The organism is Acidiphilium sp. 20-67-58, assembly GCF_002255515.1.
GTDB lineage: Bacteria > Pseudomonadota > Alphaproteobacteria > Acetobacterales > Acetobacteraceae > Acidiphilium.
In genome coordinates this window covers 1-24,908 of sequence record NZ_NCAS01000016.1, presented here as the reverse complement: position 1 = coordinate 24,908, position 24,908 = coordinate 1, and the positions used below count along the sequence as shown (strand labels likewise).

At 69.4% G+C, this 24,908-nt stretch carries 23 protein-coding genes; 12 read left to right on the top strand and 11 right to left on the bottom strand.

Translation table 11 applies throughout. The features are described 5' to 3' along the window. Positions 1–15: 15 nt before the first annotated feature. Both B7Z76_RS08025 and B7Z76_RS08020 read left to right on the top strand, forming a co-directional pair. A complete protein-coding gene (locus B7Z76_RS08025; RefSeq protein ID WP_291343220.1) occupies positions 16–1,425 on the top strand; it encodes an APC family permease in 1,410 nt (469 codons plus the stop codon). Continuing rightward, positions 1,425–2,489 (top strand): tartrate dehydrogenase, encoded by a 1,065-nt coding sequence (locus tag B7Z76_RS08020; protein ID WP_291343218.1) that lies wholly within the window; start codon positions 1,425–1,427, stop codon positions 2,487–2,489. Before B7Z76_RS08025 ends, B7Z76_RS08020 begins: the two co-directional genes overlap by 1 nt. A 52-nt stretch (positions 2,490–2,541) precedes the next feature. Here B7Z76_RS08020 and B7Z76_RS08015 read toward each other — a convergent pair whose 3' ends face one another. From B7Z76_RS08015 to B7Z76_RS08005, 3 genes are read right to left on the bottom strand one after another with little or no spacing between them, the layout of a single operon-like run. Further along, complete coding sequence (locus B7Z76_RS08015; protein ID WP_291343216.1) at positions 2,542–2,982, bottom strand: GNAT family N-acetyltransferase; 441 nt, start codon at positions 2,980–2,982, stop codon at positions 2,542–2,544. Beyond that, positions 2,979–3,749, bottom strand: a complete 771-nt coding sequence (locus B7Z76_RS08010; protein WP_174504597.1) for an inositol monophosphatase family protein — start codon at positions 3,747–3,749, stop codon at positions 2,979–2,981. Before B7Z76_RS08010 ends, B7Z76_RS08015 begins: the two co-directional genes overlap by 4 nt. After that, the gene (locus tag B7Z76_RS08005; RefSeq protein WP_174504596.1) at positions 3,746–5,170 is read right to left on the bottom strand and encodes a c-type cytochrome; all 1,425 of its coding nucleotides are present in this window, start codon (positions 5,168–5,170) and stop codon (positions 3,746–3,748) included. The genes B7Z76_RS08010 and B7Z76_RS08005 overlap by 4 nt, the downstream gene beginning before the upstream one ends. A gap of 83 nt (positions 5,171–5,253) precedes the next feature. Between B7Z76_RS08005 and B7Z76_RS08000 the strand changes: the two genes are divergently transcribed. From B7Z76_RS08000 to B7Z76_RS07985, 4 genes are all read left to right on the top strand, one after another. After that, complete coding sequence (locus B7Z76_RS08000; protein WP_291343297.1) at positions 5,254–6,006, top strand: 3-deoxy-manno-octulosonate cytidylyltransferase; 753 nt, start codon at positions 5,254–5,256, stop codon at positions 6,004–6,006. Further along, positions 6,003–6,866, top strand: coding sequence for a prephenate dehydratase (locus tag B7Z76_RS07995; protein ID WP_291343213.1), 864 nt, complete (start codon positions 6,003–6,005; stop codon positions 6,864–6,866). Before B7Z76_RS08000 ends, B7Z76_RS07995 begins: the two co-directional genes overlap by 4 nt. Positions 6,867–7,060: 194 nt before the next feature. After that, positions 7,061–8,905, top strand: coding sequence for a Hint domain-containing protein (locus B7Z76_RS07990; RefSeq protein ID WP_291343211.1), 1,845 nt, complete (start codon positions 7,061–7,063; stop codon positions 8,903–8,905). Between the two features lie 181 nt (positions 8,906–9,086). After that, on the top strand, positions 9,087–9,380 hold the full coding sequence (locus tag B7Z76_RS07985; RefSeq protein ID WP_174504593.1) for a hypothetical protein: 294 nt from the start codon (positions 9,087–9,089) through the stop codon (positions 9,378–9,380). A gap of 75 nt (positions 9,381–9,455) precedes the next feature. Here the strand turns inward: B7Z76_RS07985 and B7Z76_RS07980 are convergent, their stop codons facing one another. The 6 genes from B7Z76_RS07980 to B7Z76_RS07955 form a co-directional block, all read right to left on the bottom strand. Continuing rightward, positions 9,456–10,061 carry a ribonuclease HII gene (locus B7Z76_RS07980; RefSeq protein WP_291343209.1) on the bottom strand — a complete coding sequence of 202 codons (606 nt, stop codon included), beginning with the start codon at positions 10,059–10,061 and terminating at the stop codon, positions 9,456–9,458. Next, positions 10,054–10,542 carry an NADH-quinone oxidoreductase subunit B family protein gene (locus tag B7Z76_RS07975; RefSeq protein WP_236656477.1) on the bottom strand — a complete coding sequence of 163 codons (489 nt, stop codon included), beginning with the start codon at positions 10,540–10,542 and terminating at the stop codon, positions 10,054–10,056. The genes B7Z76_RS07980 and B7Z76_RS07975 overlap by 8 nt, the downstream gene beginning before the upstream one ends. A 27-nt stretch (positions 10,543–10,569) precedes the next feature. After that, complete coding sequence (locus B7Z76_RS07970; RefSeq protein WP_291343206.1) at positions 10,570–11,853, bottom strand: Ni Fe-hydrogenase III large subunit; 1,284 nt, start codon at positions 11,851–11,853, stop codon at positions 10,570–10,572. Then, positions 11,850–12,647, bottom strand: a complete 798-nt coding sequence (locus B7Z76_RS07965; protein WP_291343205.1) for a hypothetical protein — start codon at positions 12,645–12,647, stop codon at positions 11,850–11,852. Before B7Z76_RS07965 ends, B7Z76_RS07970 begins: the two co-directional genes overlap by 4 nt. A gap of 375 nt (positions 12,648–13,022) precedes the next feature. Further along, on the bottom strand, positions 13,023–14,243 hold the full coding sequence (locus B7Z76_RS07960; protein WP_291343203.1) for a hypothetical protein: 1,221 nt from the start codon (positions 14,241–14,243) through the stop codon (positions 13,023–13,025). A gap of 255 nt (positions 14,244–14,498) precedes the next feature. Then, on the bottom strand, positions 14,499–15,383 hold the full coding sequence (locus tag B7Z76_RS07955) for a sulfite oxidase heme-binding subunit YedZ (protein WP_174504587.1): 885 nt from the start codon (positions 15,381–15,383) through the stop codon (positions 14,499–14,501). Between the two features lie 250 nt (positions 15,384–15,633). On the opposite strand from B7Z76_RS07955, the gene ileS reads away from it, so the two are divergent. From ileS to B7Z76_RS07935, 4 genes are all read left to right on the top strand, one after another. Next, positions 15,634–18,462: an isoleucine--tRNA ligase gene (gene ileS / locus B7Z76_RS07950; protein ID WP_291343201.1), complete on the top strand. Its 2,829-nt coding sequence runs from the start codon at positions 15,634–15,636 to the stop codon at positions 18,460–18,462. After that, positions 18,459–19,010: a signal peptidase II gene (lspA, locus tag B7Z76_RS07945; protein WP_174504585.1), complete on the top strand. Its 552-nt coding sequence runs from the start codon at positions 18,459–18,461 to the stop codon at positions 19,008–19,010. The genes ileS and lspA overlap by 4 nt, the downstream gene beginning before the upstream one ends. Next, entirely contained in the window at positions 19,007–19,579 is a 573-nt protein-coding gene (locus tag B7Z76_RS07940) for a DUF3035 domain-containing protein (protein WP_291343199.1), read from the top strand. The genes lspA and B7Z76_RS07940 overlap by 4 nt, the downstream gene beginning before the upstream one ends. 77 nt (positions 19,580–19,656) lie before the next feature. Continuing rightward, on the top strand, positions 19,657–20,886 hold the full coding sequence (locus B7Z76_RS07935; protein WP_291343197.1) for an MFS transporter: 1,230 nt from the start codon (positions 19,657–19,659) through the stop codon (positions 20,884–20,886). On the opposite strand, the gene B7Z76_RS07930 is transcribed toward B7Z76_RS07935, so the two are convergent. Continuing rightward, positions 20,846–21,643: an alpha/beta hydrolase gene (locus B7Z76_RS07930; RefSeq protein ID WP_291343195.1), complete on the bottom strand. Its 798-nt coding sequence runs from the start codon at positions 21,641–21,643 to the stop codon at positions 20,846–20,848. The genes B7Z76_RS07935 and B7Z76_RS07930 overlap by 41 nt on opposite strands. A 167-nt stretch (positions 21,644–21,810) precedes the next feature. On the opposite strand from B7Z76_RS07930, the gene mutL reads away from it, so the two are divergent. Further along, on the top strand, positions 21,811–23,535 hold the full coding sequence (gene mutL / locus B7Z76_RS07925) for a DNA mismatch repair endonuclease MutL (RefSeq protein ID WP_291343193.1): 1,725 nt from the start codon (positions 21,811–21,813) through the stop codon (positions 23,533–23,535). A 46-nt stretch (positions 23,536–23,581) separates the two neighbouring features. Here mutL and B7Z76_RS07920 read toward each other — a convergent pair whose 3' ends face one another. Continuing rightward, positions 23,582–24,208 carry a hypothetical protein gene (locus B7Z76_RS07920; protein WP_291343191.1) on the bottom strand — a complete coding sequence of 209 codons (627 nt, stop codon included), beginning with the start codon at positions 24,206–24,208 and terminating at the stop codon, positions 23,582–23,584. A 326-nt stretch (positions 24,209–24,534) separates the two neighbouring features. Between B7Z76_RS07920 and B7Z76_RS07915 the strand changes: the two genes are divergently transcribed. After that, positions 24,535–24,813, top strand: a complete 279-nt coding sequence (locus B7Z76_RS07915) for a hypothetical protein (protein ID WP_291343189.1) — start codon at positions 24,535–24,537, stop codon at positions 24,811–24,813. The last annotated feature ends 95 nt before the right edge of the window (positions 24,814–24,908 follow it).

The window sequence follows — 24,908 nt, the reverse complement described above, 5'->3', positions numbered from 1 at the left end:
AATCCGGGAGAAATCATGTCTGTTCTGGGTTCACATCACCGCCTCAAGCGCGACGCGCTGGGCCTGCCGCAGATCGTCGCCTCGACGCTCGCGAACATCGCACCGGCGATGAGTTTCTTCTTCGGCTTCGGGCTGATCGTCAGCGGCGCCGGCGTTGCCGCCCCGCTCACCATCCTCGTCGCCATGGTGGTGGTGCTGTTCCTGACCAACACCCTTGCCGAATTCTCGAAATACCGGCCCTCGACCGGCTCCTTCGTCACCTTCATCGGCATGGCGTTCGGCCCGGCGGCGGGGGCGGCGGCCTCGATTTTCGTGGTGTTCGGCTATGTCGTCGCCGCCTCCTCGGTGGTGGTGATCTCGGGCGGCTGGGCGCATGACACGCTGAAGCTGTTCCTCGGCCTGAACATACCCTGGCAGCTGCTCAGCCTGCTCGAAACCGGCCTGGTCGGCATCCTGGTCTCGCGCGGCGTCGCCCTCTCGACCACCTGGGCCGCCGTGTTCTTCTATTTCGAGCTTGCCCTGCTGCTGATCGGCGCGATCACCATGCTGGTGGTCAATGCAGGTCATCTCAGCCTCGCCCCGTTCGAGTGGAGCCATCTCTCCGGCGGGCTCAAGGGCATCGGCCTCGGCTTCCCGATCGCGATCTATCTCTTCATCGGCTGGGAAAACTCGGCAACCCTCGCCGAGGAAACCCGCGACGCGCGGCGCAACATCCCCCGCGCGCTGATCATCGGCACGCTGTCGATCGGCATTCTCTACATGTTCCTCGCCTATGCCACCGAGATCGCCTTCCACAACAATGCGACCGCGATCGGCAAGGCGGATATTCCCTTCGTCGACGCGTTCAAGGCCTCGGCGGCATCGTTCCTGATCATCGCCTATCTCGCCGGCGTCACCAGCATCTTCTCCTCTCTGCTCGGCCTGACCAACAGCCAGGCGCGCATCCTGTTCAGCTCCGGCCGCGAGGGGCTGCTGCCGCGCTTCTTCGGCAAGATCCACCCGCAGCACCGCACGCCCTTCGTCGCGATGTGGAGCTACGTGCTGGTGGCCCTCGGCATCGTCATCTTCTTCGGCTGGAACATCAAGCCGGTCGATCTCTTCGGCGAGACCGGCTCGCTCGGCACGATCCCGGTGATCCTGACCTATCTCGTCACCAACATCGCGCTGCCGGTCTACATGCTTCCCCACCACCGCAACGAGTTCAACCCGGTGAAGCACGCGCTGATCCCCATCCTCGGCACGATCCTGATGCTGTTCCCGCTCTGGGGCCTGATCCAGCCCGGCCAGCCCTACCCCTACAACATCTATCCCTGGGCGGCGCTCGGCGTGCTGGTCCTCTCGATCATCTATGGCCTCTCGCTCGCCAGGCGCGACCCCGACCTCGTGCAGAAGATCGGCTCCTATGTCGCCGACGAGGAATACTGATGTCGCGCCGCCACCGCATCGCCGTCATCGAGGGTGACGGCATCGGCCGCGAGGTGATCCCGGCGGCCCGCACGGTGCTCGACCGTGCGGCCTCCGCCTGCGGCTTCACGCTCGACTGGCGCGATTTCGACTGGAGCTGCGAAACCTGGAAAGCCACCGGGCGGATGATGCCGGAGGACGGCATCGCCAGGCTTGCCGACCACGACGCGATCTTTCTCGGCGCGGTCGGCTATCCCGGCGTGCCGGACCACATCTCGCTCTGGGGCCTGCTGATCCCGATCCGCCGCGAGTTCGACCAGTATGTAAATCTGCGCCCGGTCCGCCTGCTGCCCGGCGTGCCCTGCCCGCTCGCCAACAAGAAGCCAGGCGATATCGATTTCTGGGTGGTGCGCGAGAATGTCGAGGGCGAATACAGCCAGATCGGCGGGCGGATGTTCGCCGGCACCGAGCGCGAGTTCGTCGAGCAGACCGCGATCTTCACCCGCGCCGGCACCGACCGCATCCTGCGCTACGCCTTCGACCTCGCCCGCCGCCTCGGCCGCCCGCACGTCACCTCGGCGACCAAGTCGAACGGGATCTTCCACTCGATGCCGTTCTGGGACGAGCGCTTCGCCGCGATCGGCGCCGACTATCCGGAGATCCGCGCCGATCAATACCATATCGACATTCTCGCGGCCCGCTTCGTGATGAGCCCCGAGCGGTTCGATGTGGTCGTCGGCTCGAACCTGTTCGGCGACATCCTCTCCGATCTCGGCCCCGGCGTCACCGGCACGATTGCCGTCGCACCTTCGGCCAATCTCAACCCGGAGAAGAAATTCCCCTCGATGTTCGAGCCGGTGCATGGCTCCGCCCCCGACATCTTCGGCCAGCGCATCGCCAATCCGGTGGGTGCGATCTGGGCCGGGGCGATGATGCTCGATCATCTCGGCGAGGCCGAGGCCGCGGCGCTGGTGCTGGGCGCGATCGAGACCGCCCTCGGCGATCCCGCCTCGCCGCGGACGCCCGATCTCGGCGGCACCGCGAAGATGGACGATCTGGCGGCCTGCATCGCCGCCGCGGTCTGATCTGGAGTAGAGCACGTTCCGATCAGATGATTCCATCTGATCGGATGACGCTCTAATCCAGCGTCTTCGCGAAGCCGAACAGGGTGATGGCGAGGCCCTCGCGGAAATAGAACCGGTGCGCCCGCTCGCGATGGGTGCCGGATTCGAGCGTCAGCCGGGTGCAGCCGCGCCGGCGCGCCTCCGCCTCGCACCAGCCGAGCAGGGCGGCGCCATGCCCGGCGCTGCGGGAGGGGGCATCGGTGACGAGATCGTCGATATAGAACCGATACCCGTTCGCCGTGTCGTGAAAGGCGCGGAACACCGCCAGCGCGCGCGGCACGCCCGCCTCGTGCAGCAGCGCCATTTCTGCTCCCCCGGCCAGGATCCGGCGCATCGTCCCTTCATAATCAGTGGGGAGATGCGGGCGCAGCACCCGGTGCAGCGCCTCGCAGCGGCCCAGCCAGTCCGCAAGATCATCCGCGCCGGCGGTCAGATGGACGATCGTCTCTGTCATCCGCCGAGCAGCGCCACGGCGTCGCCGAGCAGGGCGGGGTTGCCGAGCGCCAGCGCCGTGCCGTCGCTCTCCAGGGTGAGCGGCGCACCGCGCCAGTCGGTCATCGCCCCGCCCGCCGCCTCGATCACCGGGGCCAGCGCCGACCAGTCCCACGGCTTGAGATCGGCTTCGGCGATGACATCGATCTGCCCCAAGGCGAGCAGCCCGTAGCCATAGGCATCGCCGCCATAGGTCACCCGCCGGCAGGCGCCGGCAAGCCGGCGGAACCGGCCGAATTGCGGTTCGGTGAACATGTCGGGCGAGGTGCAGGACAGCTCCGCCTCGGCCAGCGAGGCGACAATCCGCGTCCCCGGCGCACCGCCATGCGGGCCGGAAAAGCGCAGCTCGCCCTCATGGGCAAGCCATCGCTCGCCAAGCACCGGCTGGTCGATCAAGCCGAGTATCGGCCGCCCATGTTCCAGCAGCGCGATCAGGGTCGCAAACACTGGCCGGCCGGTGATGAAGGCCCGCGTGCCATCGATCGGGTCGATCACCCAGGTGAACCGCCCACCTTCCTTGCCGCCCATCTCCTCGCCGATCACGGCATGGTCCGGGCAATATTGGTCGAGAACGCGCCGGATCGCGGCTTCGGCGCCGCGATCCGCCAGTGTCACCGGGCTGGCATCCGCCTTGGTGTCGACATCGATCCGCGCCCGGAAATGCGCGCGGATCACGTCGCCCGCCGCGTCCGCCGCGGCCGAGGCCACGGCGACCGGATCAAACCTCATTTGAAGGTTTCGGGATGGTCGGACTGCTGGTTCAGATAGGCGATCATGTTGGCCCGGGCGACGTTGTTCTTGATGCCCGGATAGGCCATGTGCGTGCCCGCCACCGCCTTCATCGGATCGTAGAGCCATTCGTTCAGCTCATGCACGGTCCAGTCGCCGGTCGACTGCTTCTTCGCGGCCGCAGAGAAGCTGTAGCCCGCCGCGGCGAACATCTTCGCGCCGACCACACCGTAGAGATTGGGGCCGACGCCATTCGCGCCGCCCTTGTTGATCGAGTGGCAGGCCGAGCATTGCTGCTGGAACATCGCCTGACCCTTGGCCGGCGCGGCATTCGCCATCAGCGCCTTCACTGAAGGCGCGCTGGAATCGAGCCCGGTCGGCGCCGCACCCGCGGCGGCGGCCGTCGTCGCGGCGGGACCGGCTGCCGCGGCGAGGTTCACCGGATGGTCGGACTGCTTGTTGAGATAGGCGATCACGTCCGCCCGGGTCTGGTTGTTCTTGATCCCCGGATAGGCCATGTGCGTGCCCGCCACCGCCTTCATCGGCGCGTAGAGCCATTCGTCGAGCTCATGCGGCGTCCACTTGCCATCGGCATGCTGCTTCGCGGCGGCGGAGAAGGCATAGCCGGCCTTGGCGAACATCGGCGCGCCGACGACACCATACAGGTTCGGCCCGACTCCGTTCGCCCCGCCCTTGTTCACTGAGTGGCAGGCCGCGCATTGCTGCTGGAAGAAAGCCTGGCCCTTGCCCGCGTCGGCGCTGGCGTAAAGGGTGGCGATCACCGGCGCGCCGGAATCGAGACCCGCCGGCGCCGCGCCCTTCGAGGCCACCGCCGACCCGCCGGCGCCCGGCTTGGGCAGCGGGATCGGGCTGTCCGCCAGCGTGCGGAGATAGGCGATCGCATCGGCGCGGACATTGTCGTTCTTGATGCCGGAATAGCCCATGCGGGTGCCCGGCGCGAATTTCTGCGGATCGTCCAGCCACTCGTTCATCTTCTGGTAGGTCCAGACGCCGGACGACACCTTCTCCACCGCGCCGGAGAAGGTATAGCCGGCCTTCTTGAACATCGGGTCGCCCATCACGCCGTAGAGGTTCGGCCCGACACCGGCCGCGCCGCCCTTGTTGAGCGTGTGGCAGGCCGCGCATTGCTGCTGCACGAAGGCCTGGCCCTTCTTCACATCGGCCTTGAGGATAAGCCCGTCGATGGAGGGAATGCCGCTGCTCTGCGCCGCAACCGGCGCCTCGGCGGTCTTGATGACCGGCTTTTTCACATCCTTCTCGCCGGTGATCACCCCGGCGGCGTGGATCGCGATCCAGACCAGAAGCCCGGCCGAGAGGACGCCCCCGGCAATCTTGTTCAGCAGCAGCGGGTCGCGGCCCTTGCCGCCGTGGCCGGAAGACGGGTGGTTCTGATCACTCATAAGCGCGGTCCCTCCAAAGCTTTACGAGGGGATGTATAGCGATTTAGGAAAGTGCGACAAGCGATAACCATGGTGGCGACCCCATATCCTACAAGGAGGCAGATATTCCGGCTCCCATCGTCCTGATTCCCGCCCGCCTGGGTTCGACCCGGCTGCCCGGAAAACCCCTTGCCGAGATCGGCGGGCTGCCGATGATCGTCCATGTTCTCCGCCGCGCCGAGGAGGCCGCGATCGGCCCGGTTGCGGTCGCCTGCGCCGAATCCGCGATCGCCGAGGCGGTCCGCGCGGCGGGCGGCACGGCGGTGCTGACCGATCCCGACCTGCCCAGCGGGTCCGACCGCATCCACGCCGCCCTCGCCGCGCTCGATCCGGCCGGCATTCATGACATCGTGGTGAATCTTCAGGGCGACCTGCCCGGCTTCCCGCCGGACGCGCTGCGCGACCTCGTCGCCGTGCTGGACGATCCCGGATTCGACATCGCCACCCTCGTCGCCCCGGTCACCACGGCGGAGGAAGCCGCCGCCCCCTCGGTGGTCAAGGCCGCCTGCGGCTTCGGCGATGCGGCCACCGCCCCGGCGCTCTATTTCTCGCGCCACCCGATCCCCTCCGGGCCGGGGCCGCTCTGGCACCATGTCGGCGTGTATGCCTATCGCCGGGCGGCGCTCGACCGTTTCGTCGCCGCCCCGCCCTCGCCGCTGGAGCTGCGCGAGAAGCTCGAACAGCTCCGCGCCCTCGAACTCGGCCTGCGGATCGGTGCGGCACGGATTGACCGGGCGCCCTTCGGCGTCGATACCCCGGAAGACCTCGACCGCGCCCGCAGGGATCTTGCCGCATGACCCACCGAATCGCCTTCCAGGGCGCGCCCGGCGCCTATTCCGACCTCGCCTGCCGCACCGCCTATCCCGGCATGGCGACCCTGCCCTGCCAGACCTTCGAGGCGGCGATCGAGGCGGTGCGGACCGGCGAGGCCGAATACGCCATGCTGCCGACCGAGAACTCGCTTGCCGGCCGGGTGCCGGACATGCACGCCCTGCTGCCCGAGTCCGGCCTGTCGATCATCGGTGAGCATTTCCAGCGCGTGGAGCACTGCCTGCTGGCCCCGCGCGGCGCCATGATCGACGCCATCCGCCAGGTGCATTCCCACGCCGTCGCCCTCGGCCAGGTGCGGGCGCTGGTGCGCGAACTCGGCGCGCGCGCGGTGGTCGAGGCCGATACCGCCGGCTCGGCCGAACTCGTCGCCCGCTGGAACGACCTCTCCCGCGCCGCGATCGCCTCCTCCCTCGCCGCCGAGATCTACGGACTCGACATCCTCCGCCGCAACGTCGAGGACGCCGCCCACAACACCACCCGCTTCTACGTCATGGCTCGCACCCCGCGCCTGCCGCCGGCGGACACGCCGAACTCGATCACCAGCTTCGTCTTCCGGGTGCGCAACGTGCCGGCCGCGCTCTACAAGGCGCTCGGCGGCTTCGCCACCAACTCGGTGAACATGACGCGGCTGGAGAGCTACATGGTCGGCGGCCAGTTCGCCGCCACCCAGTTCCTCTGCGAGATCGACGGCCATCCCGAGCAGCGCAACGTCCGCCTCGCCCTCGAGGAACTCGATTTCTTCTCCCGCGAAATCCGCATCCTCGGCGTCTATCCCGCCGCCGCCTTCCGGCTGGAGCAGCGCATGGCCCGCCAGGGCGCCGACTGAAACCTGTAGTGGAAAAATCGTTAAAAACATTTGTTTTTGGGGATTTTTTAGAAAATAGTGAAGAATTTGTTTGAGCCCCGCGCGCAGCCCTGCTAACCCGGCGGCAGTATCGGGCGCAAAACATTGCCCTCTTCACGGCCACCGGCACATGACGTGCGCGGCCCGGCCGTCGGGGACATTTGATGACGGGCAATTTGACCACAGATCTTTTCCAGCCGCCCTCCGGCGCCGTCGCTGACTGGAGCGCTGCGTGGAACTGGAGCGGGGCGTCGGTTCCCGGCGCCGGCGGCACGGCTGAAATCGACGGCGCGTCGGCCCTGGTCGATCCCGGCGTCACGATCGCGAACACGCTCCGGCTCGACGGCCAGCAGGCCACCGCGGGGCTGACCGGCAATGGCGGCGCCATCACCCTCGCCGCCGCCGCCCGTCTCGATATTGCCGGCCATGTCGATCTCTACGCGTGCGACGAGATCATGGCGGCGGGGGCGATGACGCTGGAAGGCGGATCCTCGGCCGATGTGGTGGTCGACATCGGCGCGCTCACCGGCCTGCCCGGTGCGGCCGCGCCGCAATTCACCAATGCCGGCACCATCACGGTCGGCACCGGCGCCACGCTGTCGGTCGGCGGCACGGCGTTCGACAATGCCGGCGCCGTCAACCTCGCCGGCGGGACGCTGGTGGTCGATGGCGGCGCGCTTTCGGGCGGCGGGACGATCGCGCTCGGCGACGGCACCTCGGTGCGCGTCACGGACGCGGTCTCCAGCCAGACCTTCGAATTCGGGCCGGGCCGCGCGACCCTCACCCTCGCCGACCCGTTTCTCGGCGCGAACGTGACCATCGGCGGCCTGTCCGGCAACGATGCCATCCTGCTGCCCTCCCTGGCCGGGGGATCGATCCGCGAAAGCGGCGCCACGGTCAGCCTGCTCGACGCGCAGGGCCATGTCGAGGGACGTTTCATCAGCGCCGATGCCGCGCCGCTCTTCGCCACCACGGGGCCGGGCGGGCTCAGCCTGACCGCCGGCATCGCCACCGAAACCGCCACGGCCACGACCAGCACCAATCCGCCCTGCTACGCGCGTGGCACGATGATCCTCACGCCGAACGGCCTGCGTCCGGTCGAAACCCTCGCGGCCGGCGACCGGGTGGTTACCGCCGCAGGGCATGTCGTGCCCGTCATCTGGACCGGATCGCGCGTGCTCGATCTCACCGCGCATCCCGCGCCGGAGCAGGTGCAGCCGATCAGCTTCGCCGCCGGATCGCTCGCCCCCGGCCTGCCGGCGCGCCGCCTGCGCCTGTCGCCCGACCATGCCCTGCTGCTCGACGGCGTGCTGGTGCCGGCGCGGTTTCTCGTCAACGGCGCGACCATCTGCCGGGAGGAGGCCTGCCTCGCCATCTCGTATCACCATGTCGAACTCGTCCGGCACGACCTGCTGCTGGCCGAAGGCGCGCCCTGCGAAAGCTATCTCGACACCGGCAACCGAGCCGGCTTCGCCGCCTCCGAAACCTGTGTCGTGCGCGGCCTGAACTGGGACCGGGACGCATGCGCGCCGCTCTGCACCGGCGGCGCCCGCCTGCGCGCGATCCGCGAAACCCTGCACGCCCGCGCCCAAGCACTCGGCTTCATGGTCGAGACAAGTGACGATGCGGCGCTATGGGCCGGCGGCGCGGTGATGCCGCTCGTGCCCGGCGAATGGATCGCGCTGCCGCCCGGCCATGGCGGGAAGGCCTTCCTGCACTCGTCCCGCTTCGTGCCCGGCTGTGTCGATCCCGCGTCCGACGACCGGCGGCAGCTCGGCGTCGCTCTCGCGGAATTGCGAACCGAGACCGGCCCGCTCGACATCGCCGCCAGCGCGGTCCGCGGCTTTCATCCCCAGGCCCCCGGCGATCAGGCGATCTGGTCGACCGGCCATGGCGAACTCCGCCTGCCCGCGGGCGCGACGCGGCTTTTTGTCCGGCTCGCAGCTTTCCCGCAGCTGTGGCGGCGCGTAGAGTCAGCCGTCGGATCGGGCGTCGAAGCCGTTCATTTGTGCCGCTTTTAACGAAATGGAAACGTATTTGATGTACGATGTGTCTAAAATATGATCCAATTCATCTCAAGAATAAAGTTGCTCAGGAACTCGTAATATGAAATTTTAATTCGAATGAAATTCGTTCATTAAAAAGTATGGTATTTCGATTACTATTTGGTAATATGGTCTCAGAAATAACAGGAATTCGATCATGTCCCTGACCGACAACGACCACCAGAACCCCGCCGTCGAAGACACCGGCAAGGCCGAGCGGTCGACCACCCGCTACAGCCGCCGTCTCTCGGATAAAATCCTGATCGCATTCCACCACGCCTGCGACCAGGACGATTACGAGATTGCGGAAGATCTTCTCGGCATACTCGAACGCCTGCTCACCCGCCGGTCCATCCATCCCGACGCCAACCGCAGGAAGAGCATCGAAAGCCTCGTCGCGGCGCATGAGCGGCTGTGGCATCTGCGCCACCCCGAACGCCGCTACGCCTGACCGGCCGATCCCTGACAGGGTCTGGCTCGCGCCGCGCGGAACAGGGCCGCGTGGCAGCGTTTCAGACCCCAGATGTCAGGCGCCGGGCTCTCTGAGCAACGGGCCAAAGCCGCGCCGGTGATGCGCGGTGATCCCGAGGGTGATAATCGCCGCACGGTGGCTCGCCGTGCCGTATCCGGCGTTGCGCTCCCAGCCATAGCCGGGATGGCGCCGCGCCAGCCTCTCCATCGCCCGGTCGCGCACCACCTTCGCCGCGATCGACGCCGCCGCGATCGACAGCGACTGGGAATCCCCCCCCACCACGCACCGGCAGGGCATCGGCAGTTCCGGCGCGATCTTGCCATCGACCAGCACGCAGTCGGGCCGGGTCCACAGCCGCGCCACCGCCCGGCGCATCGCCAGCAGGCTGGCCCGCAGGATATTCAGCGCCTCGATCTCGGCAACGGATGAAGCCGCCACCGCGATCTCGGCGCCGGCACCGAGCAGTGCCGTCAGCGCCGCCTCCCGCCGTGCTGCCGAGAGACGCTTCGAATCATCGACCATTGCCGCGATCGCCGCCGGCAGGTCGGGCGGCAGCACGGCGGCGGCAGCCACGACCGGCCCGGCCAGCGGGCCGCGCCCGACCTCGTCGACCCCCGCCACCACGCCGCCCAGGGCGCGCTCATGACTGAAATCAGGCATGCGGCTCGGTGCGCCTCGCCCGTGCCTCGCGCGCATTCGCCTCCAGCAACGCCGTCAGCCCCGCAAGGATCTGCCGTGGCGAGGGCGGACAGCCGGCGATCAGCAGATCAACCGGGATCACCGCCTGCACCCCGCCCAGAACCGGCGGCGCGCCCTTGAACACGCCGCCATCCAGCGCGCAGTCGCCGGCCGCGACGACGAAGCGCGGCGGCGCCATCCCGGCAAGGCTCTTGCGCAGCGCCTCGGCGAGGGTGCGCGTCGCCACCCCGGTCACAAGCAGGAGATCGGCGGCGCGGATGTCGTCCACCAGGACGATGCCCTGCGCGGCCATGCCGCCGCGCAACCGCCGGCAGGCGCCGATCTCGATCTCGCAGCCGCCGCAACTGCCGGCATCGACATGCCGCACCGCCAGGCTCCGGCCGAGCAGCGCCTGGCCGGTGGCCGCAAGCCGGGCACCCAGCACCCGGACCGGATCGTCCATGTCATCCATCATTATCATCCATCGATGTCATCCATCGATCGCCCCCGTCGGCACCGCGTAGCATGCCTCCAGCACGGCGAAGCCCTCGATATCCAGCCCGACAGCCGCCTCCTCCAGGCGGCTCGCGAGGCGCGGCGCCGGGTCGATCAGCGCCGCCGCCGCGATCTGCCCGTCATGCAGCTTCACCCAGTGATGCACCATCCCGCGCGACGAGGCGGCCGAGCCGAGCCCGGCGGCGCTCACCGGCGGCAGTGCTGCCACGATCTCGCCCGGCGGCGCCGCCTCGATCGCGGGCACGATCGCGCTCACGCGCGCCAGCACCGCCCGCGCCCGGTCGCGCGCCAGCGCCGCTGCCGGCCCCAGCGCCCGGCGGACGCGAAATCCACCCACCAGCCGCACCGACGGCGCGGCCGCAGCCAGGGCGGCGGCGAGCGCCGGCAGCGCCTCCGGCCGGGCATCCACCTCCAGCCCGCCGGGCGTCACCGCGTCCATCATCAACCGGTGGCCGAACAGCACCGCCACGGCAGCGGCGATATCGTCCCGCACGCGGCCCAGGCGGGTCGCAAGCCCGGGCCGGCCCGCCGCCTCGAGCGCTGCCGCCAGCGCCAGCAGATGCGCCGTCACCCGCTCGATATCCAGCATCGCCGCCCGCAGCGCCGCGGCGCGGGGCGGAATATCGCACCCGCCCGCCGCCTCGGCGGCACGGGCGAAGGCAAGCGCATGCGCCACCACCGCATCGCCGGCCAGCCGCGCCGCGAAACGCGCCGCCGCGCGCGGCGACTTGCCATGCAGCAGCGCCGCGATGTCGCGGTGGGCATAGCCGTGGCGATGTTCGAGCCGGGCAATCCGCCCCGCCGCGATGGTGAACCGGCGATGCACCGGCCGGGCGATCAACCCGGCGACCGGCCCCTGCCCGACCTGAAACGCCCCCTCATCGGCCGGCGCGTCGAAACGCGGCCAGGCGGCGTCGCCCTCGCCGTGGCGGATGGCCGGCCGGGTGTCGGTCGCACCCGTCGCGGTCGCGCCATGGGTTTCGGCCGCCCGCCGCTCATACCAGCCAGCCTCGGGGATCGCCGGCGAAAGCGCGGGATACGCGCCATTGTCCAGCGCCACCGCCACCAGCAGCGGCGCCGCACGAAAGAACAGCGCATGGGCACGGCCATCGGCGACGAACAGCCCGGCGAAATCCGCCGGGTCCACCAGCTCGGCGAGACGCAGCCAGTCCGCCGGCGCGAGCAGATGCAGCGCCGCGCCGCCGCAGGGCTCGACCGGCGCTGCCGCGAGCAGTGCCGCGATTTCCGCGTCGCTCATCGCAGCCCCGCCACCGGCGCCGCGCCGAGCAGCACCATCAGGACGAGCAGCAGCAACACGGCCGGCCCGCGCCCCGGCCTCTCGCCGGCGCCGCCCGCCGCCGGCAGCGTCAGCCCGCGCGCGGCTCCGATCCCGAGCAGCGCGACGAGCGTGCAAGCCAGCAGCGGCGAGACCGTCGCGGCCGCGCTGGCGATGCGGAAATCGCCGGCGAACACGCCGAAGGGCGGCATCCCGGCCAGCGCCGCGATCGCCCAGCGCCGCAGCCCGCCCTCGCCCGCCAGGGCGACGGCGATGCGGCCGAGCGCCACCCCCGCGAGGATCGTCGCCCCGCCGCGGACATCGCCGAGCCCGAACCCGACCATCGCCGCTCCGCCCTGCAACAACGCGAGCGCCTCCGCCGCCGGCCAGCGCCGCCAGAGCAGCGCGAGGCCACCGCCCATGCCGAGCACCCCGGCGACGATGCCGAGCCGCGCCGCCGTCACCCCGCCCAGCAGTGCGAGGGCGAGTGCGGCGAGCGTGAGGATCACGCCGGTTCGCGGCGCGCCGCCCGGCAGCACCAGCCGCACCGCCCCGAGCGCCGCCGCCGCGATGGCGAATTTCGCGGCATAGACCGCGATGCCCACCGGCCAGCCCAGCGGCGCGGTGGCCCGCGCGAGGCCGGAAGGGGCGATGAGCGCCACCAGCAGCGCCAGCCCGGCGGCGCGGCGCAGCATGGCTTCGGCCTGAAACACCGCACGGTCGGGTCCGGCATAATCGCCGGGCACCGGTGCTGCGTCGGGCCAGGCCAGCAGCACACCGAGCGCCGCGAGACCCGCTCACCCGTATCGCCCGCCCCAGCGCGAGCAGCCCGACGAACAGCGCCGGGCCGGCAAGCCCGGCGGTGAGCTGCCCCGCCGCGAAACCGGGCATGATGGCAAGCAGCGTGATCGTCACCGTCAGCGCGGCCAACGGCCAGATGCCATGCAGCGGCGAGGCGAAGGCCGGGCGGATGCGGCGCTTGCGCAGGAGGCGGCGCAGATCCCGCACCGGCTGCGCGAACGGCATGCCGGCCTCCCCCGCCACCGCGCCGGCCAGCCGGGCACGAACGCATTCGAGCAGCAGCGCCGCCGCGCCGAGCAGCGCCACGGACAGCAAGGTGGCCATCGTCCGGCCAGCAAGCGCGGCGAGGATCACGACCACCACCCTGCGATACGCGTCCCGCCGATCCGCCGGGCGAGCCAGGTCGCCGGGCCGCGCAGGGGCGCGGCAAATCCCGTCGCGTTGATCTGCGTCACCGGATCGCCGAAGGGCAGCCAGGCGGGCGGGCGGGCAAACCCGTCCTCGAAGGGCGGCGCCTCGACCGGCCCGGCGCGCAGGCTCCAGCGCCACAATCCCAGCAGCAGCACGAGCGGGACCAGCAACAGAACCGGCGCGGTGACAAGGGCGAGCCCGGCGGCGGCGGCCACCGGCAGGCCGAGCGCGACGAGATCACGGCGCGGCAGATCCTCGGCGGCAGCGGCGCGCAGGCTGCGCGGCCGGCCGAGGCAGACCAGCGCGAAAAGCCCCGCCGCCGCGAACCCGGCCAGCGCGAAGCCGCCAGCAAGGGCGATGGCGACGAGATCACCCGGCCAGCCCGCCCGCAGCGCCGCCGCGAACGCGCCCTGAAACGCGACGAAACCCGGCCCCGGCGGCAGCAGGCTCGCCCAGAACACCGCCCCGCCGAAGCAGAGCGCGAAGCCCGGCATGCCGCGCGCCAGCCCGCCCAGCCAATCCGGCGCGCGCGAACCCGTCGCGTCCTCGATCCGTGATGCCGCGAGCGCCAGCACCGGCGCCGCCAGCGCTTCGGTCTCGAGCGCGAGCCGCATCGCCGTCGCATCGCCAAGCCCGGACGCGACCAGCGCCAGCCCGGCAAGCCCGATTGCCATCCCCTGGGCAAACCGGCGCAGATCGCCCCCCAGCGCGGCGAGCAGATATCCGGCGGGACACAACACCGCCCCGGCCGCGAGCATGATGCCTGGCAGCCCGGTTGCCGCGGCCAGCGCCAGCAGCGTGGCCGGCAGCACGGCGAGCGCCGCCGGCGCCGCACGGTCGCGAAAGCCCAGAAACCCCACGATCAATGCCGCAAAAACAAGCGTGTAGAGATTGTTCGCGAGAATGACGACGAGGCCGGCGAGCAGCAATATGGCGGAAACGCCCAGGCCCGGCGCGGCCAGCAGCGCGGCAGATCCGCCCACCAGCACGGCGGCGAGCAGCGCCGCCCGGCCCGGATCGATCGCCAGCGCCAGCCCGCCTGCCGGACCAAGCGCCGGCAGCGCGACCGCCAGAGGGCCGGGCAGCAGCACCGCGCCGCCCAGCGCCAGCACCGTCCCGGCCAGTGCCAGGCCGGCAGCAATGATTGGGGCGATCGACAAGAATCGCGCGAGCGAACGGGGCGCAGGGCGTGCCATGGTCCCTTGCTAGCAGGGCCCGGCCGAGTCGGGTATGGCGCCGATGTGACGGTTCAGGGTACGTGCCGATCCTGATGGATCGGATGATGCTCTATCATATTGATAAACAGAGCATCTTTGTCCGACCAGATGTGTCCATCCGATCGGATGATGCTCTATCATATTGATAAACAGAGCATCTTTATCCGACCAGATGTGTCCATCCGATCGGATGATGCTCTAGCCCGAAGCGGCGTGTCGCTGCAGCCGCCGCGCGGCGACCAGCAGCGCCAGCAGCGCCAGATCGGCCGCGACGAAGGCCGCCGGGCTGATCCGCGCGGTAGAGAGATTGGCATCGAGCACCCGCCACGGATCGATCCCGGAATTCAGCGCATACCATCCCGCCTCGCCACCGGCAGTGAGCGCCACGGCGCCGAGGGCGAGGACGAGGATCCCGGCCAGCGAGCGCCGGAACTCTGGCGGCGCGAGACGCCACAGCATCAGCCAGGCAAACAGGCCGAAGGGCACCATCGCCGCGGCGACGTCGATCTTCTGGGTCAGGAAGAAATGCCAGATCGAAAGTGCCGCAATCGGATAGACCAGCCGGTGCAGCACCTTCCACCGCCGCCCCAGCCGCGCCATCGCCGCATCGGTGGAGGTCGCGGCCAGCGCCAGCAGCCCGATCGTCGCGATCGTGCCGAGGATGAGGTAGAACACCGTAAACATCTGATTCAAGACGAATCCAATGGCGTATCCCTCATCCGCCGCATACAGAACGACATGCGCGAACGTATACGCAGCCGCGGCGAGGCCCAGCATCCGCCGCAGCATCGCCACCCGCATCCAGTCAAACACCGCCCGCGCCGGGGTGATGGCGAGGCCGAGCAGCAGGAAGCGGATCGCCCAGAATCCGGTCTGCAGCATCAGCTCATGAGTCGGCCGGCCGCCGAGCTGTCCCGCCTGCCGCTCCCACAGCATGTAGCCCGCCGGGGCGATGCAGAGCGCGAGGGCAATCGCCTTCAGCCAGGAAAACCGACCGGCCGGCGTGCGCCATGGCGCGCCGAAGACGCGGGGCTGGCGTTTCGGGCGAACCGGGATTTCGGCTTGCGGGGCAGCGTTCTGCATGGCGGCTCGGATTTGCGTTGCGGGACCAGAGATATGCCCTCAATTCGCCCCGCAACCACCATCCGGATGCGGATGAGAGCAAAATTCCGTTCAACATTCCGCGCTTGACCGTTCGGGGTGGCGGCTCGCATAACCTCTCGCCATGACATCCGCACGGCGCGCCGCCTGCCTCATCCCGCGAATTCGCCGCCCGGTCCTGATCTAGGGCCGGGATTGCACGACTGTCCTTTCCTCCGCCGGAGCCTTTTCGATGAACGACCAGCCGTCCAGCCCGCGTGACTACCGCGCCACCGTCTTCCTGCCGCGAACCGGCTTTCCGATGCGCGGAGACCTGCCGAAGCGCGAGCCAGAGGCGCTGGCGCGCTGGGCGGCGACGGGCCTGTTCGCCCGGCTGCGCGCCGATGCCGCCGGCCGGCCGCCCTTCATCCTGCATGACGGCCCGCCCTATGCGAACGGCAATTTGCATATCGGCCACGCGCTGAACAAGATCCACAAGGACCTGATCAACCGCGCCCGCCAGATGGCCGGGTTCGACGCCAATTACGTCCCCGGCTGGGACTGTCATGGCCTGCCGATCGAGTGGAAGGTCGAGGAAGGCTACCGCAAGGCGGGCCGCAACAAGGACGAGGTTCCGGTTCTCGAATTCCGCCGCGAATGCCGCGACTATGCCCAGCACTGGCTCGACGTGCAGGCCGAGGAGTTCAAGCGCCTCGGCGTCGAGGGCGACTGGGCGAACCGCTACGCCACGATGGATTTCGCCTCCGAAGCGGCCATTGCGGCGGAAATCCACAAATTCGCCGCCTCCGGCGCGCTCTATCGCGGGCTGCGGCCGGTGATGTGGAGCCCGGTCGAGAAGACTGCCTTGGCCGAGGCCGAGGTCGAGTATCAGGACCGGCGGGACACCGCGATCTGGGTCCGCTTCCCGGTGATCGGCGGCGATCTCGAGGGGGCGGCGATCGTGATCTGGACGACGACACCCTGGACCATCCCCGGCAACCGCGCCCTCGCCGCCGGGCCGGAGTTCGAGTATGTCGTGATCCGCATCGCTGACACCACCGAGCACAGCCTCGCCCGCGAGGGCGAGCGCCTCGTCGTCGCCGCCGAACTGCTCGATGCCTTCGCCGCCGAAACCGGCATCACCGCGCATGAGGTCGAGCAGACGCTGCGCGGCAAGGATCTCGGCGCCCTCGTCTGCGCCCATCCGCTGCGCGGCCAGGGCTATGACTACGATGTCCCGCTCCTGCTCGGCGATTTCGTCACCACCGAGGCCGGCACCGGCTTCGTCCACATGGCGCCCGCGCATGGCGAGGACGATTTCTTCCTCTGCCGCGCCCATGGCATCGAGGTGCCGGAGACCGTGAACGACGACGGCACCTACGCCGCCGACGTGCCGCTCTTCGCCGGCCTGCATGTCTACAAGGCCGCCGACCCGGTCTGCGCCGCGCTCACTGAAGCTGGCGGCCTGCTGCGGCGCGAGGAGTTCCTCCACTCCTATCCGCATTCCTGGCGGTCCAAGGCGCCGCTGATCTATCTCGCCCGGCCCAACTGGTTCATCCGGATGGATGGCGAGGAGGCGATCCGCGCCCGCGCGCTGGAGGCGCTCGACCGCACCGCCTTCGTGCCCGACCAGGGCCGCAACCGCATCCGCTCGATGGTGGAGGCGCGGCCGGACTGGTGCATCTCCCGCCAGCGCGCCTGGGGCGTGCCGATCGCGATTTTCGTGCGCCGGGACGACAAGTCGATCCTGGCCGATCCGGCGGTCTTCGCCCGCACCCGCGCCCTGTTCGAGGCCGAGGGCGCCGATGCCTGGTATGCCCGCCCCGCCGCCGACTTCCTCGGGCCGGACCACAACCCCGCCGATTTCGAGCAGGTCTTCGACATCGTCGATGTCTGGTTCGAGAGCGGCTCGACCCACGCCTTCGTGCTGGAGGCGCGCGGCATGCCCTGGCCGGCGGATCTCTATCTCGAAGGCTCCGACCAGCATCGCGGCTGGTTCCAGGCCTCGCTGCTGGAAGCGGTCGGCACCCGCGGCACCGCGCCGTTCAAGGCGATCGTCACCGACGGCTTCGTGCTCGACGAGCAAGGCCGCAAGATGTCGAAATCGCTCGGCAACGTCACCGCGCCGCAGCAGGTGATCGACCAGTATGGCGCCGACATCCTGCGCCTGTGGGTGATGAATTCGGACATCCACAACGACCTGCGCATCGGCAAGGACATCCTCAAGCAGCAGGCCGATCTCTACCGCCGCATCCGCAACACGCTGCGCTGGGTGCTTGGCGGGCTCGACGGCTTTACCGAGGCCGAGGCGATGCCGGCCGCCGACATGCCGGCCCTCGAACGCTACGTGCTGCACCGCCTCTCCCGGCTCGATACGATGCTGCGCCGCGCCGTCGAGACGCATGACTGGACCGGCGTCTATCCGGCGATCCACCAGTTCTGCAACAACGACCTATCTGCCTTCTATTTCGACATCCGCAAGGACGCGCTCTATTGCGACGTCCGGCTCGATGCCGAGGGCGGGCTCGTTTCCCAGAGCGAGACGCGGCGCGCCTGCCGCACCGTGCTCGACATCCTGTTCCGCTGCCTCGCGACATGGCTCGCCCCCGTCCTGCCCTTCACCGCCGACGAGGCCTGGCGCGCCCGCCATGGCGAGGCGGCCTGCGTGCATCTCGCGCAGTTCCCCGAACTTCCCGCCGCCTGGCGCGACGATGCGCTGGACGAGGCCTGGACCGAGATCCGCGCGGTGCGCCGCATCGCCAATGCCCGGATCGAGGAGGCCCGCCGCAACGGCGACATCGCCGCCTCGCTGCAGGCGAAGATCGTCCTCACCTTCGCGGTCGATGCGCCGGAAGCCCTGCGCGATGCGGACTGGGCGGAGATCATGATCACCTCGGCGGCGGCAACCGACATCGCCGCAGCACCCGAAGGTGCCGGGGCCAGCGCGCCGCTGCGCGCCGAGCCGGTGGTCGAGATCGCCGCCGGGGAGAAATGCGAGCGCTGCTGGAAAGTGCTGCCCGAGGTTGGAAGCAACCCTGCGCATCCCGGCCTGTGCCGCCGCTGCTGCTCGTATGTCGAATGACGGGTACGGCAAATCCCGGCGCGCCCGCCCAGGGTAACGCAAGCCGCCGCGCATTCGGCGCGCTGATGGCGCTGGTCGTGCTGGCCATCGACCAGGCCTCGAAGGCGTGGGTGCTCTACGGGCTCGACCTGCCGCGGCGCGGCAGCGTCGCGATCCTGCCGATGCTCAACTTCACCATGGTCTGGAACCACGGCGTCACCTTCGGCATCCTGGCCGGCGACGATGCGCGGCTGCTGCTGATCGCCGTCGCGACAATGGCCATCGCCGGGCTCTCGGTCTGGCTCTGGCGCAGCCCCTCACTGCTCTCGACCCTCGGCCTCGGCGCCATCATCGGCGGCGCCGCGGGCAATGTCATCTCGCGAATCGGCTATGGCGCCGTGGTCGATTTCGTCGATGTCCATGTCGGCACCCTGCATTGGTACGTGTTCAACCTCGCCGATGCCGCGATCGATGGCGGCATCGCCGCGCTGATCCTCGAAAGCCTGTTCAGCCACGACCGCGCCGGTCACTTGCCGCCTCCGGCGCGCGAGGATAAGGAAACGCCATGACCCGTTCATCGCGCGCGACCCTTCCGTTCCTGCTGCTCGGCCCGCTGCTGCTGGCCGGCTGCAGCCATCCCGCCAAGACGTTCGGGCTCGAACTCACCCCGCCGGACGCGTTCGCGGTCGGCACCGAGGCGCCGCTGAGCGTGCCGCCGGATCTGCAAACCCTGCCGCCGCCGGTTCCCGGCGCGCCGCGGCCGCAGCAGGTCTCCGCCGCTGGCGAGGCGCAGAGCCTCCTCGCCCCGCAATCCACCTTGCAACCGGGCAGCACCAGCCTCGGCCCGGCGCAACAGGCGCTGCTGCAACAGGCTGGCCCCACTCCGCCCGCCCATATCCGCGCGACCATCAACCGTCAGGCCGAACAGGAAAGCCGCGGCACCGGCTTCGTGGATTCGCTGATGTCCTTCGGCGGCAAGACCCAGGGCGGCAACCAGGTGGTCAACGCGCAGTCCGAACAGAAGCGGCTGCAGGAAAACGCCGCCCTCGGCGAACCGGCGACGAAGGGTGCGACCCCGGCAGCCGCACCCGCCGGCGCATCGAAAGGCTTGCTCGGCCGGGTCCTCGACCTGTTCTGAGCCGTTTTCCACCGGCAAGGGTGCGGTTCGTCCGCCCCGCCGCTTGAAGTCGCCTCCGCGCGGGACATATCGCTGCCATGTCGAACAGCATCACGGCCCCACCGGCCGCGGCCCAACCCGGCCGCGCCGCGCCCTCCGTCGCCCTGACCACGCTCTTTGCCGTCGCCACCGGCGTGGTGGTGGCCAACATTTATTACGTGCAGCCGCTGGTCGGCACGATCGCGCCGGATATCGGCCTGCCGCCCGCGGTCGCGAGCCTGCTGGTGACGCTGACGCAGCTCGGCTACGCCGCCGGCCTGCTGCTGCTGGTGCCGCTGGGCGACCTGCTGGAAAACCGCAAGCTGATCGCGCGGATGGTCGGCGCCTCCGCCCTCGCCCTCGCCCTTGCCGCCTTCGCCTGGAACGGCGCGAGCTTTCTCGCCGCCTCGCTGCTGATCGGCGTCAGCTCGGCAGCGGTGCAGATCATGGTGCCAATGATCGCCTCCCTCACCCCGGATGCGATCCGCGGCCGGGTGGTGGGCAATGTGATGGCCGGCCTGCTGCTCGGCATCCTGCTCGCCCGGCCGATGGCAAGTTTCGTCGCCTGGCTCGCCGGCTGGCGGGCGGTGTTCGGGCTGTCGGCCGCCGGGATCGCGGCTCTCACGGTCCTGCTGCGGCTGAAACTGCCGCGCGTGACGCCGAAGCTCGATCATCACTATGGCGAGCTGATCGTCTCGATGCTCGGCCTCTACCGCACCGAGCCGACGCTGCGCCGCCGTGCCGCCTATCAGACCTGCGCCTTCGCCGCCTTCACCCTGTACTGGACGGCGGCACCGCTGCTGCTGCTGCATGAATTCCACTACACGCAGCTCGGTGTCGCCATCTTCGCCCTGGTCGGCGCCGCCGGCGCCGCCGCAGCACCGATCGCCGGGCGGCTGGCCGATGCCGGATATGGCCGCCCCGGCACGGCGACGGCTCTCGGGCTGATCGCCCTGTCGTTCCTGATCTCGGGCTATGGCGCTTCCATCCACAGCGTCGTCCTTCTCGCCGGCGCCGGCGTGCTGCTCGATTTCGGCGTGCAGGCCAATAATTTGTTCGGCCAGCGCGCGATCTACGCCCTCGCCCCCGAGCTTCGGGCCCGGCTCAACGGCGCCTACATGACGGCCTTCTTCCTCGGCGGCGCCGCCGGCTCGGCCGTGGCCAGCACGCTGCTCATTCGCGGCGGCTGGCACCTCGTCGCCCTTGTCGGCGCAGCACTGCCACTGACCGCCCTTATCTATTTCACGATCAACGAGTGGCGCCGGGCGAGGCTGCGGCACCACGGATGAAGGCGGCGCTCTCATCGAGGGTGGCGCGGCCCTCAGGCAGGATCGCCTGGAATATCGGCCAGACATGCGGCACCACCGGCCAGACCCGGAGCAGGCTGGCGACGCCGGCGGCCAGCGCCTTTTCGTGCAGGCGAACGGAATCATCACGCAGCACCTCGCGCGCGCCGACATGGGTGAGCATCGGCGGCAGGCCGGCGAGATCGGCATAGAGCGGCGAGGCCAGCGGATTGCGCGGGTCCGCCCCGGCGAGATAGGGCCGGGCGCCATCGGCCAGCCGGCTGGCCTTGATCATCGGATCGCGCCGGGCGTTCTCGACGATGCTGGCGCCGGTCGCCGCAAGGTCGGTCCAGGGCGAGAACAGCAGCAGCCGTGTCGGCATCGGCATCCCCGCCTCACGGAGCCGCAGCGCCAGCGCCAGGGCGAGGCCGCCGCCGGCGCTGTCGCCGGCGATGGCGAGGGCGGCGGGGTCGTGCCCCTGGTCGATCAGGCCGGCCCAGGCGGCCTCGGCATCGTCGACCGCGGCGGGAAACGGATGCGCCGGGGCGAGCCGGTAATCGGCGGCGAAGACCCGCAGGCCCCTTGAGGCGAGGCCGCCGGTGATCGGGCGGTGGGATTCGGCGGAGCAGACGACATAGCCGCCGCCATGCAGATAAAGCACGGTCATCGCCGGCGGGGCGCCGAAGGCGGGTTCGACCCATTCGCCGGGGACGCCGCCGATGATCGAGGGCGTATATCGTGCCCCTCGCGGCGTGGGCATGGGCGAGCGGAACGCCCGTTGGAGAGTTTTGGAATCATGGGCCCTGGCCAGCTTTCGCTTGACCTCGAACCGTAGGACCGGATTGAGCAGGTGGGCAGCGAGGCTGGTCATGTGTGGGGTGCCGTGGCGAATTGAAGATCGGGGTTGAGTGCCTGTAAGATGGGGTCATGCCGATCCGCCGCCTAGACCCGACCACGATCAACCGTATCGCCGCCGGCGAGGTGATCGAACGGCCCGCCGCCGCGGTCAAGGAACTGGTGGAGAATGCGCTGGATGCCGGGGCCCGGCGGATCGGGGTGACGATCGAGGGCGGGGGGATCGGGCGGATCGAGGTGACCGATGACGGGCACGGGATTCCGGAGGCGGAACTGCCTCTGGCGATCGAGCGGCATGCCACCTCAAAGCTGACGGACGAGGCGCTGGTCCGGATTGCCACGCTGGGGTTTCGGGGCGAGGCGCTGCCCTCGATCGGGGCGGCAGGGCGGCTGAGCGTGACGTCACGCCCGGCGGGGCAGGATTCGGCGGCCCGGATCGTGGTCGATGGCGGGGCGGTTCGGGAGGTCGAGCCGGTGGCCGGGCCGGTGGGGACGAGCGTGATCGTCGAGGATCTGTTCCATGCGACACCGGCGCGGCGGAAATTTCTGCGGAGTGCCGGTTCGGAAGCGGCGGCCTGCGCCGATGCGGTGCGGCACCTGGCGCTGGCGGCACCGGGGGTGGGGTTTTCGCTGACGATCGACGGGGCGACGAGTTTCGACCTGCCGCCACAGGACCGGCGGGGGCGGGTCGCGGCAATTTACGGGCGGGGGGATGCGGAGAAGCTGCTGGAGATCGAGGCGGTTCGGGAAGAGGTGGTGCTGCGGGGGTTCATTTCGCCGGCGAGCCTGACCCGGGCGACGGGGCGACACCAGCACATGGTGGTGAACGGGCGGCCGGTGCGGGACCCGCTTTTGCGGATGGCGCTGCGGCTGGCGTATCGGGAGCGGATTCCGGCGGGGCGGCATCCGCTGGCGGCCTTGTGGCTGGAGATCCCGCCGGAGATGCTGGATGTGAATGTGCATCCGGCGAAGGCGGAGTTGCGGTTCGCGGCGCCGGAGGCGGTGCGGTCGCTGATGATCGGGGCGGTGCAGCGGGCGCTGGCGATTCCGGCGGAGCTGGCGGTGGCGCCTTCGGTTGCGTTGCCGCGGGCGGGCTGGGCGACTGCGCCGATGCCGCGGGCGGCGCGGGGGTTTGCGGAGGCGGAGCTGCGGGGGCTGGATTTGCCGCCGGGGCGGGTTGTGCCGGAGGTTTTGCCGGAGGTGCGGCCGGAGTATCCGCTGGGGACGCCGATCGCGCAGGTGTTCGACACGTATATTCTGGCGCAGAGCGGGGATGGGACGCTGGTTCTGGTGGACCAGCATGCGGCGCATGAGCGGCTGACGGAGATCCGGCTGCGGGCGGAGCGGGATTCGGGGGTGATTCCGGCGCAGGCGCTGCTGGCGCCAGCGGTGGTCGAGCTGGGGGCGGAGGATATTGCGCGGCTGCTCGGGGCGGCCGGGCGGCTGGCGGGGCTGGGGCTGGAGATCGAGGCGTTCGGGCCGGGGGCGGTGCTGGTGCGGGCGGTGCCGGCGGCGCTGATGCGGGCCGATCCGGCGGGGCTGGTGCGGGATGTCGCGGATACGCTGGCGGAGAGCGGGACGGCGATTGCGCTGGAGGTGCGGCTGGATGCGGTGCTGATCCGGATGGCGTGTCATCGGTCGGTGCGGGCGGGGCGGCGGCTCGCTTTTGCGGAGATGGAGGCGCTGTTGCGGGCGATGGAGACCACCCCCCTCGCCCAGACCTGCCCGCATGGGCGGCCGACGGTGTTGCGGCTGACGCAGGGCGATCTGGAGCGGATGTTTGGCCGGGCCGGCTGATCGTTTTGTAATCGTAACAAATTAGGCGCGATGAGGCGCTGGCGGGTTACGCGCTAAATTTGGCGCTGAGTTTCCGGCGCGGGGGGTTGAAGCGGGCGGCGCCGGGGGCGCGGGGCCAGGGCGCGTTGGCGGGCGGGATCTCGTATCGTGGTGGGGGGTTTGGCCGGGGCGCGGGCGGCGGCTGGGCGGGTTGGGCCGTGGTTTGCGATGCTTGCGGTTTGGGCCGCGGGCGTTTGGTGCGCGGGCGGCGGAGGGAGGGCGGCGGGCGGAAGCCGATGGTGTGGCAGAGGGGGCGGAGGGTGCGGCCGATTGCGGGGTTGGCGGCGATGAGGGCCGTCATTTCCGGGGTGTCGAGCAGGGCGCGGAACTGGGCGGCGACGGAGGCGGTTCCGGGGATGAGGCGGGAGAGCCAGCCGAAGGAGTGCGGGAGGGTGTGTGGCGGGCCGGCGCGGTGCGGGCGCTGGCGGGTGCGGGGTGTGTGCGGCGGGGCGACGGCGAGGCGGGCGAAGCGGGCGGCGAGGCGGCGGATTCGCTGCCAGATGAGAACGATGAGCGGCCCGGCGACACGGTGGCGCAGCCCCTCCCCGGCGATATGGGCGCAGAGCGCTTCGATGAAGGCGTCGAAGCGGGGGAGGAGCAAAAGACCGGGGGATGTGGGGGTTGGGGTGGTCACAGGAGCAAAAGTCCCATGAGGGGGTGGGGGTGGGCAAGGATTTTTGTTAGTTTTGTCTCTCCGCCAATGTATCAGAGATGGCGAACTGGTCTGCTGACGACATCAACGCTCATACCGCCCTCCCGCTTGCAAGCAGGCTTTCAATTTTTCGTGACTCTATCCGCAGAAAAAATACCGTTCGGAACTGAAATGAACCTAATTTAAACACCAAAGACGGTATCTAGTCGCCACTCAATGCGACCTATTATCCATTTTGTTCCTCGACCAGTGTGTTGCATTTTATATTTTCCGGATTATCTTCTTCAAGAAATATTATGGAGGCAAAAATGTCTGAAAGCATCGCAAAACGAACTTATCAACTGAGCGAAGTCTTTAATGAGGCGGATGTACCAGTATTGACTTTCGTCCCACCAAGAGATTTTACTGATTTAGTAGGCTCCCTTAGAACTCAAGGCAAACATGTGACATTAAGTGGCCCCTCCGGCTCCGGGAAAACAACTTTAGCTCGAAAAGCTTTAGCAAAAGCCGGTATCGATTTGGTCGGTCATTTCTGGATTTCTGGGCGAGATCACTCAAATAAATACACGTTAGTTGAGATGTTGTGACGTGCACCCCTGAATTGGCGCCATTTTTGGGTAGAGTCCGTTTCTCGAGGAGACGGACGAATGAAGCGGAGCAGGTTTTCGGACGAGCAGATTAT

What these genes read in the sequence shown, in the direction of transcription:
- B7Z76_RS08025 (WP_291343220.1), top strand. Translation starts at nt 16, where the DNA reads ATGTCTGTTCTGGGTTCACATCACCGCCTCAAGCGCGACGCGCTGGGC.
- B7Z76_RS08020 (WP_291343218.1), top strand. Translation starts at nt 1,425, where the DNA reads ATGTCGCGCCGCCACCGCATCGCCGTCATCGAGGGTGACGGCATCGGC.
- B7Z76_RS08015 (WP_291343216.1), bottom strand. Translation starts at nt 2,982, where the DNA reads ATGACAGAGACGATCGTCCATCTGACCGCCGGCGCGGATGATCTTGCG.
- B7Z76_RS08010 (WP_174504597.1), bottom strand. Translation starts at nt 3,749, where the DNA reads ATGAGGTTTGATCCGGTCGCCGTGGCCTCGGCCGCGGCGGACGCGGCG.
- B7Z76_RS08005 (WP_174504596.1), bottom strand. Translation starts at nt 5,170, where the DNA reads ATGAGTGATCAGAACCACCCGTCTTCCGGCCACGGCGGCAAGGGCCGC.
- B7Z76_RS07995 (WP_291343213.1), top strand. Translation starts at nt 6,003, where the DNA reads ATGACCCACCGAATCGCCTTCCAGGGCGCGCCCGGCGCCTATTCCGAC.
- B7Z76_RS07985 (WP_174504593.1), top strand. Translation starts at nt 9,087, where the DNA reads ATGTCCCTGACCGACAACGACCACCAGAACCCCGCCGTCGAAGACACC.
- B7Z76_RS07980 (WP_291343209.1), bottom strand. Translation starts at nt 10,061, where the DNA reads ATGCCTGATTTCAGTCATGAGCGCGCCCTGGGCGGCGTGGTGGCGGGG.
- B7Z76_RS07975 (WP_236656477.1), bottom strand. Translation starts at nt 10,542, where the DNA reads ATGGACGATCCGGTCCGGGTGCTGGGTGCCCGGCTTGCGGCCACCGGC.
- B7Z76_RS07970 (WP_291343206.1), bottom strand. Translation starts at nt 11,853, where the DNA reads ATGAGCGACGCGGAAATCGCGGCACTGCTCGCGGCAGCGCCGGTCGAG.
- B7Z76_RS07955 (WP_174504587.1), bottom strand. Translation starts at nt 15,383, where the DNA reads ATGCAGAACGCTGCCCCGCAAGCCGAAATCCCGGTTCGCCCGAAACGC.
- ileS (WP_291343201.1), top strand. Translation starts at nt 15,634, where the DNA reads ATGAACGACCAGCCGTCCAGCCCGCGTGACTACCGCGCCACCGTCTTC.
- lspA (WP_174504585.1), top strand. Translation starts at nt 18,459, where the DNA reads ATGACGGGTACGGCAAATCCCGGCGCGCCCGCCCAGGGTAACGCAAGC.
- B7Z76_RS07940 (WP_291343199.1), top strand. Translation starts at nt 19,007, where the DNA reads ATGACCCGTTCATCGCGCGCGACCCTTCCGTTCCTGCTGCTCGGCCCG.
- B7Z76_RS07935 (WP_291343197.1), top strand. Translation starts at nt 19,657, where the DNA reads ATGTCGAACAGCATCACGGCCCCACCGGCCGCGGCCCAACCCGGCCGC.
- B7Z76_RS07930 (WP_291343195.1), bottom strand. Translation starts at nt 21,643, where the DNA reads ATGCCCACGCCGCGAGGGGCACGATATACGCCCTCGATCATCGGCGGC.
- mutL (WP_291343193.1), top strand. Translation starts at nt 21,811, where the DNA reads ATGCCGATCCGCCGCCTAGACCCGACCACGATCAACCGTATCGCCGCC.
- B7Z76_RS07915 (WP_291343189.1), top strand. Translation starts at nt 24,535, where the DNA reads ATGTCTGAAAGCATCGCAAAACGAACTTATCAACTGAGCGAAGTCTTT.